Annotated in this window: 15 protein-coding genes; 8 read left to right on the top strand and 7 right to left on the bottom strand. The window is 29.3% G+C overall.

Annotated elements, in window-relative coordinates:
• The first annotated feature begins 26 nt into the window (after positions 1 to 26).
• Positions 27 to 755: a hypothetical protein gene (locus tag ACFQ5N_RS01455; RefSeq protein WP_386807126.1), complete on the top strand. Its 729-nt coding sequence runs from the start codon at positions 27 to 29 to the stop codon at positions 753 to 755.
• Between the two features lie 722 nt (positions 756 to 1477).
• Here ACFQ5N_RS01455 and lipA read toward each other — a convergent pair.
• From lipA to ACFQ5N_RS01425, 6 genes are all read right to left on the bottom strand, one after another.
• Complete coding sequence (lipA, locus tag ACFQ5N_RS01450; protein ID WP_386807125.1) at positions 1478 to 2347, bottom strand: lipoyl synthase; 870 nt, start codon at positions 2345 to 2347, stop codon at positions 1478 to 1480.
• Positions 2348 to 2477: 130 nt separating this feature from the next.
• The gene (locus ACFQ5N_RS01445) at positions 2478 to 4724 is read right to left on the bottom strand and encodes a DUF5916 domain-containing protein (RefSeq protein WP_386807123.1); all 2247 of its coding nucleotides are present in this window, start codon (positions 4722 to 4724) and stop codon (positions 2478 to 2480) included.
• A 156-nt stretch (positions 4725 to 4880) separates the two neighbouring features.
• Positions 4881 to 5438 (bottom strand): RNA polymerase sigma factor, encoded by a 558-nt coding sequence (locus ACFQ5N_RS01440; RefSeq protein ID WP_386807121.1) that lies wholly within the window; start codon positions 5436 to 5438, stop codon positions 4881 to 4883.
• The gene (locus ACFQ5N_RS01435; protein WP_386807119.1) at positions 5432 to 6541 is read right to left on the bottom strand and encodes a glycosyltransferase; all 1110 of its coding nucleotides are present in this window, start codon (positions 6539 to 6541) and stop codon (positions 5432 to 5434) included. The genes ACFQ5N_RS01440 and ACFQ5N_RS01435 overlap by 7 nt, the downstream gene beginning before the upstream one ends.
• A 3-nt stretch (positions 6542 to 6544) precedes the next feature.
• Complete coding sequence (locus tag ACFQ5N_RS01430) at positions 6545 to 6730, bottom strand: membrane or secreted protein (RefSeq protein WP_386807117.1); 186 nt, start codon at positions 6728 to 6730, stop codon at positions 6545 to 6547.
• 346 nt (positions 6731 to 7076) lie between these two features.
• The gene (locus tag ACFQ5N_RS01425) at positions 7077 to 9185 is read right to left on the bottom strand and encodes an elongation factor G (RefSeq protein ID WP_386807116.1); all 2109 of its coding nucleotides are present in this window, start codon (positions 9183 to 9185) and stop codon (positions 7077 to 7079) included.
• 300 nt (positions 9186 to 9485) lie between these two features.
• Between ACFQ5N_RS01425 and ACFQ5N_RS01420 the strand changes: the two genes are divergently transcribed.
• The 5 genes from ACFQ5N_RS01420 (at position 9486) to ACFQ5N_RS01400 (ending at position 12801) form a co-directional block, all read left to right on the top strand.
• Positions 9486 to 9917, top strand: a complete 432-nt coding sequence (locus tag ACFQ5N_RS01420; RefSeq protein ID WP_386807115.1) for a DUF2141 domain-containing protein — start codon at positions 9486 to 9488, stop codon at positions 9915 to 9917.
• A gap of 28 nt (positions 9918 to 9945) precedes the next feature.
• Entirely contained in the window at positions 9946 to 11289 is a 1344-nt protein-coding gene (locus tag ACFQ5N_RS01415; protein WP_386807113.1) for a 2TM domain-containing protein, read from the top strand.
• A 102-nt stretch (positions 11290 to 11391) separates the two neighbouring features.
• Positions 11392 to 11691 (top strand): 2TM domain-containing protein, encoded by a 300-nt coding sequence (locus tag ACFQ5N_RS01410; RefSeq protein ID WP_386807112.1) that lies wholly within the window; start codon positions 11392 to 11394, stop codon positions 11689 to 11691.
• 1 nt (position 11692) lies between these two features.
• Positions 11693 to 12007, top strand: a complete 315-nt coding sequence (locus tag ACFQ5N_RS01405) for a 2TM domain-containing protein (protein WP_386807110.1) — start codon at positions 11693 to 11695, stop codon at positions 12005 to 12007.
• A 41-nt stretch (positions 12008 to 12048) separates the two neighbouring features.
• Positions 12049 to 12801 (top strand): LytR/AlgR family response regulator transcription factor, encoded by a 753-nt coding sequence (locus ACFQ5N_RS01400; protein WP_386807108.1) that lies wholly within the window; start codon positions 12049 to 12051, stop codon positions 12799 to 12801.
• A 17-nt stretch (positions 12802 to 12818) separates the two neighbouring features.
• Here ACFQ5N_RS01400 and ACFQ5N_RS01395 read toward each other — a convergent pair whose 3' ends face one another.
• A complete protein-coding gene (locus tag ACFQ5N_RS01395) occupies positions 12819 to 13139 on the bottom strand; it encodes a YbaB/EbfC family nucleoid-associated protein (protein WP_386807106.1) in 321 nt (106 codons plus the stop codon).
• Positions 13140 to 13205: 66 nt separating this feature from the next.
• Here ACFQ5N_RS01395 and ACFQ5N_RS01390 point away from each other — a divergent pair, with 66 nt between their 5' ends.
• Both ACFQ5N_RS01390 and ACFQ5N_RS01385 read left to right on the top strand, forming a co-directional pair.
• Positions 13206 to 15263 (top strand): S9 family peptidase, encoded by a 2058-nt coding sequence (locus ACFQ5N_RS01390; protein ID WP_386807104.1) that lies wholly within the window; start codon positions 13206 to 13208, stop codon positions 15261 to 15263.
• A gap of 94 nt (positions 15264 to 15357) precedes the next feature.
• Complete coding sequence (locus ACFQ5N_RS01385) at positions 15358 to 16395, top strand: PLP-dependent cysteine synthase family protein (RefSeq protein WP_386807102.1); 1038 nt, start codon at positions 15358 to 15360, stop codon at positions 16393 to 16395.
• Positions 16396 to 16507 lie beyond the last annotated feature (112 nt).

The raw sequence follows: 16507 nt of genomic DNA, 5'->3' as shown, positions 1-16507 counted from the left end.
GTATTTATTGTAAAATTTAAGATATAATGAAAAGTAGAATAAATTTAGTAATTGTTGTGTTTTGTATAAGTACATTATTTAGTTGTAAGGATAAGGCAACTTATTCAAAAGTTGACAATTTAGAGCCGGTTGGCAATAAAACTTCAGTTCATAAAATTGTGGTAAATGACATTATTAATGTTGGAACTTATATGTACTTGCAAGTAAATGAAGATGCTAAAGAATATTGGATGGCAATTCCAACTACCAAAATAGAAAAGGGAGCAACGTATTTTTATTCCGGAGGAATGGAAATGAAAAATTTTGAAAGTAAACAATTGGGTAAAACATTTGATTTTATCACTTTTGTTGAAGGAGTTAGTTCTTCGGAAGTTGAAACTATAAATTCTAATCTTCATCAGCCAACAAATTCTACTGGACATAAACATATTGAAACAGAAGCAATTCATATTGAAATTCCAGAAAATGGAATTTCAATCTCAAATTTGTATTCAAATCCAACTAATTTCAAAGAAAAAGAAATAGTTGTTAGGGGTAAAGTGGTAAAAGTAAATAAGAATATATTAGGGAAAAACTGGATTCATATTGTAGATGGTACTAGTTTTGAAAATAATAGTGATTTAACCATTACAACATCACAACTTGTAAAACTGGGAGCTACTGTTACCTTTAGTGGTACAGTAGTTTTAGATAAAGATTTTGGTGCTGGTTATGTGTATAGTTTATTATTAGAAAACGGAGAGATTGTACAATAAATTATAACTGTTTTAAAATAAAAAAAGCGCCTACAAAGACGCTTTTTTTATCAATTAATCAAACATTTATTGTAAAACAAAGCTAACGACTTCTTTGTTCTTTTAAAGTATAACGCAAATGGTATGCCTTTCATATTTTATGTATTGTTAATTATAAGTTAAAGAAAATTTACTCTTAAAATAGATGTAAAATATTCAAAAAAAAGCGTCCTTTCAGACGCTTTTTTAATCAACCAATCAACCTTTTTATTATAAACAAAGTTAAGGACTCCTTTGTTCTATTTTATAACGCAGTTTATATCGAGTTCATATTTATAGAGATGTTAATTATAAGTTAAACTAAACTTAGTGTTCGTTATAAGGAAATGTTATAAACTAAAAAAAGCGCTAACAAGGCGCTTTTTTTAATCAATTAACTCAAACATTTTTAAAATGAAAACAAAGCTAACAACTTCTTTGTTTCGTATTTAAAATAGCAATAGCTATGCCATTCATTTTTAAGTAGTTGTTAATTAAAAGTTAAACCGTAATTAGAGTTTTTTTGAAGAAATGTTATAAACTAAAAAAAAGCGCTAACAAGGCGCTTTTTTTTAATCAATTAACTCAACATTTTTAAAATAAAAACAAAGCTAACAACTTCTCTGTTTTATACTTTTAACGTACTAGTTATAGTAATATTGAGTTTAAAAAGTTAATAATAAGTTAAATACAGATTTTTAAACTTATTCTAAATGTTTTTGAGCTTTGTAAGAAGAGCGTACTAAAGCACTACTTTCTACATGTCTGAATCCCATTTTAAGTCCAATTTGCTTGTATTTATCAAATTGTTCAGGAGTTATAAATGCTTGAACTGGTAAATGTTTTTTACTTGGTTGTAAATATTGTCCTATAGTTAAAATATCAACTTTGGCATTTGCTAAATCTTGCATAGTTTCAATAACTTCCTCTTCTGTTTCTCCTAAGCCAAGCATAATACCAGATTTGGTTCTACGTTGACCTTGATCTTTCATATATTTTAAAACTTCTAAACTTCTATCGTATTTTGCTTGTATACGCACCTCACGAGTTAAGCGTCTAACTGTTTCTAAATTGTGTGAAATAACTTCAGGAGCTACAGCTAAAATTCTGTCAATGTTTGCAGTGTTTCCTTGAAAATCTGGGATTAAAGTTTCTAATGTAGTTTCGGGGTTTGCTCTTCTAATGGCATTAATTGTTTCTGCCCAAATAATTGAACCTCCATCTTTTATATCGTCTCTATCAACAGATGTAATAACGGCGTGTTTAATTTTCATTAATTTTATAGAGCGTGCCACTTTTTCAGGTTCTTCCCAGTCTACATTTTCAGGCCTTCCGGTTTTTACACCACAAAATCCGCAAGAACGGGTGCAAATATTTCCTAAAATCATAAAAGTTGCAGTTCCTTCAGTCCAGCATTCACCCATATTTGGGCAGCTTCCACTTGTGCAAATAGTGTTTAGTTTGTATTTTTCAACAACACCTCTAAGTTCTGTATATTTTTTACCTACTGGAAGTTTAACACGTAGCCATTTAGGTTTTTTAGTTTTATCTGTAGTTGTAGTAGTTTCTGACATTTTTTATGAAAATTGACTGCAAAAATACAAAGAATTTTATAAATAAGATTCGATTATTAAAACCGTTTGCTTACAAATATATAAAACGGAAGTACTTTAACTAGTTAATTAATTTAGTGAATAGTTGGGTTTAAAAAAAAGTGCCATTTTTTTTACGTTTGATATCTAACCAATATGTGGCTTTTAAAAATAGTCCTCTTTCAACTAATATATGTGGGTTTGTTGTATTTACACCACTATATGTTAAGTAAATATCTGAAAGTGGAGCATACCTCCATTGTACTCTTGAAACAACAAAAAAGCTATCTGTTTGCGTACTATACTGTATGTCTGTATTCCAAAAAAGGGTTTTAGTAAATGTAAAATTTAACGTAGGCCCAATGTACCATAAATTGTTAGATGAATAAGGTTCTGGAAGGTTTATATCATCATATTGTACATTTAATGAAACAAAGAAAATTGGCTGTACACGGTATTGAAAAGTAATATCTGTAGTAGATTTAGTACCTGTATAAAAAGAACCATATTTTATATTTCCTTCTAGCCAAAACGCATTACGTTTGTTTGTGTTAAAATCTACTTTTAGATCACGATAATTGTAACCACCAATTGGTAACGGTTCTCCATCACCACTTCCAGGGTTAAATGGTTCATCAAGGTATTCATAACGTTCTGCTCCGGTTAATGCAACTGAGGCACCACTTGTAAAATTAAATGTACTTGCCAGTAATAAATCTGAACCTACAAATCGCATATCATCAGAAGGCATCCAAAATAAGTTATTACTAATTTTTAAAATTATGGTATTTAATGCATTGGTTTTTGGATATATATTATATTCAAAGAAAGGATTTGCTCTCACAATGTCTTTTCGTCGAATATAACCTAAGTCAGATTGAAATCCATTATCTATATACTGTCCAGTGAATCTTAAAGTGTATTTTCGTTTTTCAAGATTTAAATAGGTTCCTGTTGAAATAGAGTTACTTTCAATATTTTCAGTAAATGATTTGTGAAAAAAAACTTGAGCGTCGAAACTATTATTTTTTGAGAAAAATTTTAAATCGGTTCCTGCTACACGATTATATCTTGTTCCTGAATATTTATCGTTTGGATTGGTAACTTCTCTGTTTATAAAAAAGAAACTAATATTTGACTTCGAAAATATTTTTTGCTGAGCAGCCAATACAAGGTTGTTGTTTTTTGGTATAAATTCATCCTTGTCACCACTAGTTTGTACGTCTAACACTCCAATTCTTAGTCCTTTATTTACTTTACCAGTAAATTTAATTCCTGCTGAAATTGGAACACTAATATCGTTTCCATCAGTATTTGAACCAACACCAACTCTACGTGAATAAAAAGCAAGCGCATCATCTGGAAGACCAAATTCATTAAATAAATCTCCATTATCTATAAAAAACTGTCTAGTTTCATCTTGTTTAATTTCGAAGCGAGTTACATTATTTTGTCCTGCAACAACATCTTCACTTGAAAAATCAGGGTTCAAAGTTAAATCTAGCATATAGCTACTTTTTATTGGTATTTTAACATCAAATCCAGTTTTAAAATCAAATGACCTTTCATCATTTAGGTAATCTTTAGAGTAAGAGGGAGTTATGTATGGTATTATTGAAATAGGGCTTTTTGATTTTACTAATGGTTTTTCAAAAGTCATAGTTCCAAAATAACCAAGGTTTAGTTGATTTTGACTAAGCGGTACTGGAGCCCAAGAACTTTTAGTATTTGATTGCGTATTTGACCGCATTGCATTAAATTTCCATTGTGTTACACCTTCTTTATATTTAAATGCAGACATGGGAATTCTAATCTCTGATGTTGTAAAAAATTCATCAATAGTAGATTCTCCTAGCCATTTTGTATCCCAGCTTAAATCAAGATTACCAGAAGTTCCACCGTTAGATATTAATCCTTCACGTTGCACTCTATAAGGATTAATTCCAAATAAAAAGGCATTGGTACGATCGCTAAAAGTATCGAACATAAGATTTATAACATCAGCTCCACTAATACTAAAATCTCTCTCATACGATGGTGTTTGATAATCCATACCTGGTGAATGTGCTTTAATACCTATATATAAAAAGGCATCATTATAAAGCATTCTAATCTCAGTTTGGTATTCTACAAGTTTTGAGTCTGTTGGAAAGTATTCAGTAAATTCACTTGAAACAATAGCAGTATCCCACATAGCTTCATCTAAAACACCATCAATTACAAACTCATTAGATGCTACATATTTTACTGAAATTTTTTTCTGAGAATATACATTTGAAAACGAAATTAAAATAAAGGTAAGTAGCAACAGGTAATAATGAGTTCTTAAAGTAGAATAAACCTGCTTTATTTTTGGCATATTATTAAATTTTTTGATTTCTTGTATAGCAATAGACAATTAATAAAATAAAAATAGCTTGTATTTTTAAACTAAACCAATTTTTGAGAGAGTTTTTTTATTTTAGTAATATTCTGGTAGAAATTACACTGTAAATATTTAGTGTTTAAACAACAATTAAGATTTTTCAATAATTGCAGCAAGTAATTTTTTTGCCCTCAATAATTTAACTTTTATATTGCTCATTGGTTCATTTAAGTGATCAGCCATTTCTTTATAACTCATTTCCCTAAAATAACGAAGGTTGATAACTTCCTGATAGTTAGGTTTTAACTGTTTGATATAATTGAGTAGTTGCTCTAAATTTTGTTCAATTATTAGCTGATCTTCAGCGCTTGGAGTTTCATCAAAAATTTTATAGGCTTCAGATTCTTTTTTGTTTATTGAAATGGTGTGAGTACGCTGTTTCCGTACGTGGTCAATAAAAATATTTTTTGAAATTGAAATTAACCAAGTCTTAAAATTGTATTGCTCGTTATACAATTTAATTCTATCAAATGCTTTTGAGAAAGTTTTAATTGTAATGTCTTCAGCTTCATCTTCATTTTCTGTTTTTGAAAGCTGAAATCGAAAAACATCACTCCAATACGTATTCAAGAGCGCATTAAAAGCTTTTTGATCTTTTAAACGTGCTTTTTCAATTAAATTAGAAATATCGCTATTTTTTTTTACCAATGTGAGGGTTTTGATCTGATATTTTTTATAAAGATAAACAATTGTACGAATATTAGAAATAATTCATAAAAAGGTAAAAACAGAATTACATCTTTTTCATTTAATTTTTTTGCAGCAAAACCAATAGAAATATAATGAAAACAACTTCTGAAAATAATGAGTGCAACAACAAATTGCCATTTGTATAAAAAAGAAAGCAGCAAAATACCCAAAACCCAAAATAATAACTGAGAAGTGTAAAATAATCCCAGTAGTAATTTATGTGTTTTTTTATAATGTGATGCTGTTGAAATGTGTCTTCTTTTTTGTTGAATCCAGCTTTTAAATGTTGTTTTAGGGTTTGAAATTGTACTACTGTTATTTGAAAAACAAAAAGTGGTATTTTTTTTATTTGCTACTTGATTTACAAATAAATCATCATCACCAGATTTTATTTTAATATGATTTACAAAACCTTTGTTTGTAAAAAAAAGGTTTTTTGTATACGCTAAATTTCGTCCTACGCCCATATATGGCATTCCTATTTTAGCAAACGAAAAATATTGAATTGCAGTGATAAGCGTTTCAAAACGAATAATTTTATTTAAAAATGAATTTCGTATTTTTTTATAACCACCATAGCCTAAAATTAACTCTTTGTCTTCGCTAAAATGCTGCGTCATTTCTGTAATCCAATTATTAGAAACTGGTTTACAGTCAGCATCAGTGAATAGCAAATGTTCGTTTGTGGCAGCTTTTATACCTAGTGTTAACGCATATTTTTTACTTCCCCAAAATTGTTCATTAGGTGCAACATTCACAATTTTTATTTGTTCTGGGTGCGTTTGTTGAAATTGTTCCATAACCTCTAAAGAGTGGTCATTTGAACCATCATTAATTAAAACCAATTCAAAATTGCTATAATTTTGATTGATAAATAGAGGAATGTTTGTAGTTAAATTTTGTGCTTCGTTTTTTGCGCAAATAATAACCGAAACAGGTATGTTGAATGTAGCTTGTTTTGGTGCTTTAGAAGCAAATGAAAAAGCTCCAAAAATAAATATATAGTAAATAAATTGAATACCCAGAATTGCTATAAAAGCAATAAAAATATATTCAAGCATAAATTATCTATTTTCACATTCATCTGCAGTTTTTCCGCAAAACCCACAAGGTTCACCATCTTTATTTAAGTGAGGGTTCTGACTAGCGCAAGTTCCAGCAAACTTTCCATTTTTTTTTGCCCAAATTTTAATTGCGATTCCAGCAACTCCAATTCCTAAAAGTGCCAGTGTTAAAAGTAATAATTTCATAAATACTAATTTTAAGATGCAAATATAATTAATTCTGAAGGATGATAGCATATATTTAATAAAATAGAGCTATTGTAAATTAAGTATTGAAACGTGTTAAATAATGCGTAAAAACTAATTAAAGTGTTAAAAATTAGCGGAATTATTTTATTATGTAGATAATTATTATTAAATTGCTTGTATTAACATTTATATCTTTATAAGAATTGCGTCAACTATAGAACCAGCTAAAGCAATATGCATTATAAAATTAAATTGAATTAATAATAAATGTTAATTATTTTACCTAAAAAAGACTCGCTAATTTCATTTGAAAAAGGCGAGTCTTTAATTTAAAAATGTTTGGTTATTTTTCTTTTTTTATCAATTCATCTTGCACGTTATTTGGTACCAATTCAAAATTAGAAAATTTGGTGCTAAAGCTACCGCGACCTTGTGTTATAGAGCGTAATGTTGTTGAATATCTATACATTTCAGCCAAAGGTGTTTTAGCTTTTATTGTTTGATATCTTCCATCACTGTCCATTCCTAAAATAATTGATCTTCTAGATTGTAAATCAGTCATTACATTTCCCATTAATTCTTCAGGTACTTTTACTGTAAGTTCATTTATAGGTTCTAATAATTTAGGTTTTGCTTGTAAAAAAGCAGCTTTAAAAGCGTGTGCTGCTGCAATTTTAAATGAAATATCATTGGAATCTACGGAGTGCATTTTACCATCAAATACCATAACTCTAATATCTCTTGCGTACGAACCAGTTAAAGGTCCTTCTTCCATTACTTCTAGGCAGCCTTTTAAAACCGAAGGTAAATAGCGTGTATCAATTACACCTCCTACTATACAGTTGTAAAACACCAATTTTCCACCCCATTCTAAATCAATTTCTTCTTTACCTCTAATATTAAATCCTTCAGGCTCTGGCATTCCTTCAAACCAAGGTTCAATTTTTAAGTGAACTTCACCAAATTGACCAGATCCTCCAGATTGTTTTTTATGTTTGTAACTTGTTGTTGCTGATCTTTGAATAGTTTCTCTATAAGCAATTCTTGGTTGTTCAAATTCGGCTTTTATGCCGTATATTTTTTGAAGCATCCAATTAATAGTTGCTAAGTGTAGCTCTCCTTGACAAGATAAAATTTGTTGTTTTAATTCTGTTGAATATTGAATAGTTACCGTAGGATCTTGGCTGTGGATTCTTTTCAATGCTTCGTTTAATTTTTCTTCATCGTTTTTATCAACCGCATTAACGCATTTACGTATTCTTGGATCAGGATATTGAATTGGTTTTATAGTTATATTAGAATCTTTGGTCCTTAAAGTATCATTTGTTTCGGTGTATTTTAATTTTAAAGTAGCTCCAATATCACCTGCACTTAATTTTTCAACAGGTTCACGGTTTTTACCGTCCATGATATACAACTGATTTAAAATTTCAATTTCTTCGTTTCTTGAGTTTTCTAATTTGTCATTTTGTTTTACTTCACCTGATTTTACTTTAAAGAAACTAATTTGACCTAAGTTTGGTTCGTATAACGTTTTAAATATGAATAATGAAGTTGGCGCATCTACTTTACATTCAATAGAAGCTCCTTCAACACTTTGTTCTGGTTTTAAATCAGCAGCTGAAGGTGCAACGTTGTCTATGAATCCCATTAAACGCCCACTTCCCATATCATTCAAAGCAGAAATACAAAAAACAGGGAATAATTCATGATTTAACATTCCTTTTTTAATTCCTTCACGCATTTCATCTTCATTTAATTCACCTTTATCAAAATAAAGTTCCATTAAATCCTCATCATTTTCAGCCGCTTTTTCAACTAATTCATTGTGTAATTTATTGGCCAAGTCTAGCTGGTCTGCAGGAATTTCTAATTTTTCAGGTTTTCCACCTTCTGGACCAAATTTGTATAATTTCATTTTAAGTACATCAATAATACATTGTGCACCATCAATAACTAAAGGATATTGAATTTTTATAGCGTTGTTTCCAACTAAATCTACAATACTTTTAAAGCTTTCATCAAAATCGGCATTCGGATTGTCTATTTGGTTAATTACAAATAACGTTGGTTTTGAAAAACGATCAACATAATTCCAAATAATTTCAGTTCCAACTTCAACACCGTGTTGTGCGTTTACAACTGTTACAATAGAATCTGCAACACGCATAGTTGAGGCTATTTCACCAATAAAATCATCTAAGCCAGGAGTGTCAATAATGTTAATTTTGTAATTGCGCCATTCGGTATGAAGAGGAGTGGCAAAAATGGAAGTTTCTCTTTCTTGTTCAATTTCGTGATAGTCTGAAACAGTATTTTTGTTTTCAACACTACCACGGCGTTTGACTAATCCAGCTTCAAAGAGCATTGTTTCTGCAAGCGTGGTTTTACCACTTTTATTTGCACCTACAAAAGCAACATTTTTAATGTGTTTGTCATCGTATATTTTCATAATATTTGCGGTTTATATTAAAAAGTTTCATAAAGTTACGAACTTTTTAATATAAAAAGGTGACATATGTTAGGTTTTCAATTTGGTGAGTTTTGTTTGTGTAAAACGTTTAAAATAGGGTTTTTACACGAGTTTTTGTTGTTTTTGAAGGTTTTTATTTGAGGAAATATTTTAAAATTTTGATTAAAACTACAATTCATCCTAAAAATATTACAATTCAGCATTATTAAATTTTAGAAAACACATTTATACCACAATTTTGTAGTGTGAAATTTAATTATGAACTAAAAAACAAAAACTATGCAACATTTAATTTTAACAGTAGCCTTTTTAATTACAACAGCAGTATTTGGGCAAACATCACAAAAAAAAGCATTTAAAAGCAATGCAACAATTAAAGTGTCAGTAACAAATGCGTTAAGTGACAACGGAACCATTTCTTTTGCACTTTATAACGAAGAAGGATTTTTAAAAGCTCCTTTATTTAGAGCTTCAGCAGTTATTTCAAATAGACAAAGTTCTGTTGAATTTGAAAATATTCCTGCAGGAAATTATTCAGTTGTTTGTTTTCACGATGAAAATAGCAATGGTAAAATGGATTTTGAATTAAACGGAATGCCAAAGGAATCTTATGGAGCTTCTAATAATGTAATGAATTTTGGTCCGCCTCAGTTTGAAGATTCTAAATTTGAAGTGAAAAATGAAAATGTAACTTTAGAAATTAAGTTTTAAATTGCAACGTACATTGAATTTATTTAATATGAGAAAAGATTTAAAATACCTGCTTAAAATATCACTTATAATTGCTTTTGTAATTTTTTTAATTGAGCGATTGGTTTTTGGTGGCGGTTTTAATTTACCTATAAATGAGTTGTTTAAAGTGTTTAGCATTCATTTTATGTATGCCTTTGTATTGTCAACAATAAATGGATATTTCTATTATTACTTAAATTCAAAATTCTCTTGGGAAGAGCATTCAAAAAAGAGATTGATAATTGGTGCATTTGGATCTGTAATTTTATCTATGGTTGGGTTGGTACTTTTAAGGTTAGTAACCTTGGTATTTATATTAGGAAAACCATTTGATGCTTTTTTAAATGATGAAAATGCGATAAATTATTATGTATTTGGCTTAAGCTTAACATTAATTGCAAGTTTGGTTTTTCACGCAATTTTCTTTTACAAAGCTTTAACCGAGAAAAAAGTTACAGAACAACAAATTGTTGCAAAAACTGAAACAGCTAAATATGAATCGTTAAAAAGTCAAATAGATCCTCATTTTTTATTTAATAGTTTAAATGTGTTAACATCTTTAATAGGTGAAAACCCAAAGCAGGCAGAAAAGTTTACCACAAAACTATCAAAAGTTTATAGGTATGTGTTAGAACAAAAAAATAAAGATTTAATTGATTTGGATGAAGAGTTGTTGTTTGCTAAAACGTATATGGAATTGTTAAAAATGCGTTTTGAAGACGCAGTAACTTTTGAAATTCCTGAAAAAGCAAGCAATCCAGAATTAAAAATAATTCCTTTATCACTTCAATTATTATTAGAGAATACAATAAAACACAATGTAGTTTCAGAAGAACATCCATTAACAGTTAAAATTTATGAAGAAAATGGATATTTAATGATCACAAACAATTACAATCCTAAAACAATTGTTGAAAAAGGAACCAAAGTAGGTTTAAAAAATATTGTTGATAGATACGATTTAATTACTCTTAAAAAAGTATTTGTTGATAAAATAGGACAAGAATTTACGGTAAAATTACCGTTACTAACTCAAAAAACAAAAAACATGAATTCATCACAACATATAGAAAGTTCTAAGTATTTAAAAGCTGTAGAACGCGTAGAAGAAATAAAAGGATTTTATTCAAGCTTAATTGCATACTGTCTTGTAATACCTTTTTTAATGTATATTAATTTTACGTATGTACCACAATTTCATTGGTTTTATTTCCCAGCAATGGGATGGGGAATAGGTTTAATATTTCAAGGTTTTAAAGCCTTTGCATACAATCCTTTTTTGGGAAAAGGTTGGGAAGAGCGTAAAATTCAAGAATATATGAATGAAGATAAAAAACAATATTGGGAATAAACCAATTATATATTCATAAAGCCAAATAAAATAAAAGGTTATTCAAAATATAGAAATTTAACAAGCTAAAGGTATTTTCCTAAAGCAAAAAGAGATATAAAAATGAAAAAGTATTATACAGAAGAAGATAAATATATACGTGCAAAGAAAAAGGTTGATAACATTAAAGGATTTTATGCGAATTTATTAGCATATTGTTTAGTAATTCCTTTCTTATTTTTTATAAATTATATGACATCACCAGGTTATTATTGGTTTTATTGGCCAATGGCAGGTTGGGGAATAGGTCTTTGTTTTCATGCATTTGGTGTGTTTGGAAATAATTTAATCTTTGGAAAAGATTGGGAAGAGCGAAAAATTCAAGAGATAATGAATGAAGATAAAAACAGAAAACTTGATTAAGATGGAAAATTCAAATTTAGAAGAACAAAAATATATACGTGCAAAAAAACGTGTAAAAGCAATAAAAGGTTTTTATGTTCACTTAACGGTTTATATATTAGTGAACCTATTTTTAGTGGTTACAAAGTCATTCTCAAGTGGAGGATGGGAAACTTTTTGGCAATGGCAAACTTATAATACAGCCGTTTTTTGGGGAATAGGTATAGTTTTTCATGCTTTTAATGTTTTTGGAATGCGCTTTTTATTAGGAAAAGATTGGGAAGAGCGTAAAATAAAAGAAATAATGGATAGAGATAAAAAGGATTTTTGGGTTTAAATTTTACATTAAAACACAATATTCAAAAAAACACAATAGGAATGGAAGTAGTAATTATTGAAGATGAGAAGCCAGCAGCTCGCAGATTGGGTAGAATGTTAAATGAATTAGGTATTGAACCTTTAATTATGTTGCATTCTGTTGAAGAAGCTGTAAATTGGTTTAGCGCCAATGAGCATCCAGATTTATTGTTTTTAGATATTCAGTTATCTGATGGTTTGTCATTTGAAATATTTGAAGAGGTTGAAGTAAAAAGTGCTATAATTTTTACAACTGCTTATGATGAGTATGCGTTAAAAGCTTTTAAATTAAATAGTATTGATTATTTGTTAAAACCTATTGATAGTGATGAATTGGAAAATGCTGTAGCAAAATTTAAGAAATTACAAACCAATGATTCTCCACAAAATTTTGATTTAGAGCAATTAAAATTATTAGTGGCACCTTCTCAAAAAAATTATAAGAAAAGGTTTACCGTTAAAATAGGGCAACATTTAAAAATGATTTCTGTAGATGCAATAGAATGTTTTTACAGTGAAAATAAGGCAACTCATATTCATACAATAGATAATAGAAGTTACTTAATTGAAGCTACCTTAGATCAATTAGATAATAAGTTACAGCCAGAAACTTTTTTTAGAGTAAGTAGAAAGTTTGTAGTAAATGTAAATGCTATAAAAGATATTATAGCATATTCAAATAGTAGATTAAAATTACAGCTTCAAACTTACAATGAAAGTGATATCATTGTAAGTAGAGAGCGTGTAAAAGATTTTAAAAATTGGTTGGAATAAGCGCAATTTAGAATACGTTATTTAAACATATCCATTCCAGGAATATTTGGCATTCCATCCTTTGCAGCTGCAGCTAACTCAGCTTCATTTACCGTATTTGCTTTGTCCAAAGCTTTGTTTAAAGCAATAACCAAATAATCTTCAATTTCTTCGTTATCAGTTAAACTAGCGTCTATAGAAATATTTTTTACTGTTCTATTCGCAGTTACAGTTACTTTTACCAAACCATTACCGGCTTCGCCATCAATTAAAACAGTATTTAATCTAGCTTTTGTTTCTTCTATATTTTTTTGAGCATCTTTTAATTTGCTCATCATTCCAGATAAATCTCCAAACATTTTATTAAATTTTTAACAAGTTACGCTGACAAATATAGTATTTTTGCAGCTTAGCAAAATTTAAAAATGACTGGACATAAATTAGCAATGCCAAAGGCCGAAAAAATTGCAAAGAAGTTAGAAATTCATGGTGAAGAAAGAATTGACAATTATTATTGGTTGAATGAAAAGGAAAATCCTAAAGTAATAGATTATTTAAATGCTGAAAACGCTTATTTTGATGAGCAAACAAAGCATACTAAAAATTTTCAAGAAGACTTATTTCAGGAAATGAAGGCGAGAATTAAGGAAGATGATGAGTCTGTTCCGTATAAAAAAAACAATTATTTCTATATAACTCGTTTTAAAAAAGGAGATCAATACCCAGTTTATTCACGTAAATTTCAAAACTTAGAAGCTAAAGAAGAGGTTTTATTTAATGTAAATGAATTGGCAAAAGGGCATAATTATTTTCAGTTAGGCGGACTTTCAGTGAGTCCAAATAACAAATTAGCTGCTTTTGGAACCGATGTGGTTAGTAGAAGACAATACACCCTTCAATTTAAAAATTTAGAAACAGGTGAAATTTATCCTGAAAAGATTGAAAACACTACAGGAAGCGCTTCTTGGGCAAGTGATAATAAAACAGTTTTTTATACTTTAAAAAATCCAGAAACATTACGTAGTGAAAAAATAGTGCGTCATATTTTAGGTACAAATCCTTCTGAAGATGTTGTTGTTTTTGATGAAAAAGACGAAGCTTTTAGTGTATATGTGTATCGTTCTAAATCTGAAAAATTTATTGTAATTGGTTCATACAGCACTGTTTCAACAGAATATCAAATTTTAGAGGCTGAAAATCCTACAGGAGAATTTAGAGTTTTTCAACCTAGAGAGCGAGATTTAGAATATAGCATTGCGCATTATGGGAATGATTTTTACATTATGACCAATAAAGACAAAGCAATCAATTTTAAGTTAATGAAAACCGATGATACTGTTACATTAAAAGAAAATTGGGTTGATGTTATTCCGCATAGAGATGATGTGTTGTTAGAAGATATTTCTATATTCAAAGATTTTTTAGTGTTAGAAGAGCGTTCAAATGGTTTGAATAAAATTAGAATTATTCGATGGGATAAAACAGAAGATTTTTATTTGCCTTTTGATGAAGAAACATATTCTGCCGGAGTTTATTCAAATCCTGAATTTGATACAAATGTTATTCGTTATAGTTATAATTCTATGACAACACCTAGTTCGGTAATTGATTTTAATGTAGATAATAGATCTAAAGAAATTAAAAAAGAACAACAAGTTTTAGGAGGAAACTTTGATAAAGGAAATTATAAAAGTGAGCGTTTGTGGGCAACTGCTAAAGACGGAACTAAAGTAGCAATTTCTTTGGTGCACCATAAAAACACACAACTTTCAGAAAATACGCCAGTGTTGTTATACGGTTATGGATCTTATGGTCACACAATTGATGCTGGTTTTAGTTCTACACGTTTAAGTTTGCTAGACAGAGGTTTTGTTTATGCAATTGCCCACGTTAGAGGTAGCGAATATTTAGGTAGAAATTGGTACGAATCCGGAAAGTTATTAAACAAAAAAAATACTTTCACAGATTTTATAGACTGTGCAGAATACTTAATTGCTAAAAAATATACTTCAAGCAAACATTTATATGGTTATGGAGGTTCAGCTGGAGGTTTATTAATTGGAGCAGTTATTAATATGAAACCAACATTGTTTAATGGTGTTGTAGCTGCTGTTCCTTTTGTTGATGTAGTTACAACTATGTTAGATGATAGCATTCCATTAACTACAGGTGAGTATGACGAATGGGGAAATCCAAATGATAAAGAATACTACCAATACATGAAAGAGTATTCGCCTTATGACAATGTTTGTGAACAAAATTACCCAAATATGTTGGTAACAACAGGTTTGCATGATTCTCAAGTACAATATTTTGAACCTGCAAAATGGGTAGCCAAATTAAGAGAGTATAAAACAAATAACAATTCATTATTAATGCATATTGATATGGAAACTGGGCATGGTGGTGCTTCAGGTCGTTTTGATGCTTTAAAAGAAACAGCAAGAGATTATAGTTTTATTCTTGATTTAGAGATGAAATAAGCTTTAAAAAAAAAACGTTAAATTTGCACGTTGTAATAATTTGATGGAATTTAAGACTTTTTGAATTTTACACGTTATAATTAAATTATTAAAAATGACAAGAAATACTGGAATACATAACAATATTTTAGAACTTATTGGTAATACTCCACTTATTAAACTTAATAAAATCACAAAAGATCTTCCTGGTAATTTTTATGCAAAGTACGAAGGGTTTAACCCTGGACATTCTATGAAAGATAGAATTGCGTTGCATATTATTGAAACAGCTGAAAAACAAGGGATTTTAAAAGAAGGAAGTACAATTATTGAAACCACTTCTGGAAATACAGGTTTTAGTGTAGCTTTAGTTAGTATTTTAAAAGGTTATAAATGTATTTTGGCTGTAAGTTCTAAAGCGGCTTCAGGAAAAATAAATATGCTAAAAGCTATGGGAGCTAAAGTATACGTTTGCCCTGCACACGTAAAAGCTGATGACCCAAGATCTTATTATGAGGTTGCGAAGAGGTTGCATTCAGAAACTGCAAATTCAGTGTACATTAATCAGTATTTTAATAAATTAAATGCCGAAGCACATTATAGTTCAACAGGCCCTGAAATTTGGGAGCAAACCAATGGTGAAATTACACATGTAGTTGCTGCTAGTGGAACTGGAGGAACTATTTCTGGAGTAGCTAAGTATTTAAAAGAACAAAATCCGAATATAAAAATATTAGGTGTTGATGCTTTTGGATCTATTTTAAAGAAATTTCACGAAACAGGAGAATTTGATAAAAATGAAATTTACCCTTATAGAATTGAAGGTTTAGGTAAAAATTTAATACCATCTGCTACAGATTTTGAAGTTATTGATGTGTTTGAAAAGGTAACCGATGAGGCTTCAGCTCACAGAGCACGAGAATTAGCAGTAACCGAAGGTTTATTTACAGGATACACAAGTGGTGCTATTATTCAAGCAACAACACAATACGCTGATCAAGGGTATTTTAATAAAAATTCAAAAGTGGTACTAATATTACCCGATCACGGTTCAAGATATATGGAAAAAATATACTGTGATGATTGGATGAAAGAACAAGGTTTTTTTGATTCACAAAAGCAAGCCCACGAAGTTGTGGAATACGTAAAGTAACTATTTAAAAAAGTATAAAAAAAGGTTAAAATTAAATTTTTAACCTTTTTTTTTGTCACTTTAACATTTGATAGCATAAAAAAAATCACGTAATTTGCATGTTCGTAAGTAT

This window comes from Lutibacter holmesii (genome assembly GCF_042679665.1).
GTDB lineage: Bacteria > Bacteroidota > Bacteroidia > Flavobacteriales > Flavobacteriaceae > Lutibacter > Lutibacter holmesii.
The sequence above is the reverse complement of the archived record's forward strand: the minus strand, read 5'-3'. Positions and strand labels throughout refer to the sequence as shown.

What these genes read in the sequence shown, in the direction of transcription:
- ACFQ5N_RS01455 (WP_386807126.1), top strand. Translation starts at nt 27, where the DNA reads ATGAAAAGTAGAATAAATTTAGTAATTGTTGTGTTTTGTATAAGTACA.
- lipA (WP_386807125.1), bottom strand. Translation starts at nt 2,347, where the DNA reads ATGTCAGAAACTACTACAACTACAGATAAAACTAAAAAACCTAAATGG.
- ACFQ5N_RS01445 (WP_386807123.1), bottom strand. Translation starts at nt 4,724, where the DNA reads ATGCCAAAAATAAAGCAGGTTTATTCTACTTTAAGAACTCATTATTAC.
- ACFQ5N_RS01435 (WP_386807119.1), bottom strand. Translation starts at nt 6,541, where the DNA reads ATGCTTGAATATATTTTTATTGCTTTTATAGCAATTCTGGGTATTCAA.
- ACFQ5N_RS01430 (WP_386807117.1), bottom strand. Translation starts at nt 6,730, where the DNA reads ATGAAATTATTACTTTTAACACTGGCACTTTTAGGAATTGGAGTTGCT.
- ACFQ5N_RS01425 (WP_386807116.1), bottom strand. Translation starts at nt 9,185, where the DNA reads ATGAAAATATACGATGACAAACACATTAAAAATGTTGCTTTTGTAGGT.
- ACFQ5N_RS01420 (WP_386807115.1), top strand. Translation starts at nt 9,486, where the DNA reads ATGCAACATTTAATTTTAACAGTAGCCTTTTTAATTACAACAGCAGTA.
- ACFQ5N_RS01415 (WP_386807113.1), top strand. Translation starts at nt 9,946, where the DNA reads ATGAGAAAAGATTTAAAATACCTGCTTAAAATATCACTTATAATTGCT.
- ACFQ5N_RS01410 (WP_386807112.1), top strand. Translation starts at nt 11,392, where the DNA reads ATGAAAAAGTATTATACAGAAGAAGATAAATATATACGTGCAAAGAAA.
- ACFQ5N_RS01405 (WP_386807110.1), top strand. Translation starts at nt 11,693, where the DNA reads ATGGAAAATTCAAATTTAGAAGAACAAAAATATATACGTGCAAAAAAA.
- ACFQ5N_RS01400 (WP_386807108.1), top strand. Translation starts at nt 12,049, where the DNA reads ATGGAAGTAGTAATTATTGAAGATGAGAAGCCAGCAGCTCGCAGATTG.
- ACFQ5N_RS01395 (WP_386807106.1), bottom strand. Translation starts at nt 13,139, where the DNA reads ATGTTTGGAGATTTATCTGGAATGATGAGCAAATTAAAAGATGCTCAA.
- ACFQ5N_RS01390 (WP_386807104.1), top strand. Translation starts at nt 13,206, where the DNA reads ATGACTGGACATAAATTAGCAATGCCAAAGGCCGAAAAAATTGCAAAG.
- ACFQ5N_RS01385 (WP_386807102.1), top strand. Translation starts at nt 15,358, where the DNA reads ATGACAAGAAATACTGGAATACATAACAATATTTTAGAACTTATTGGT.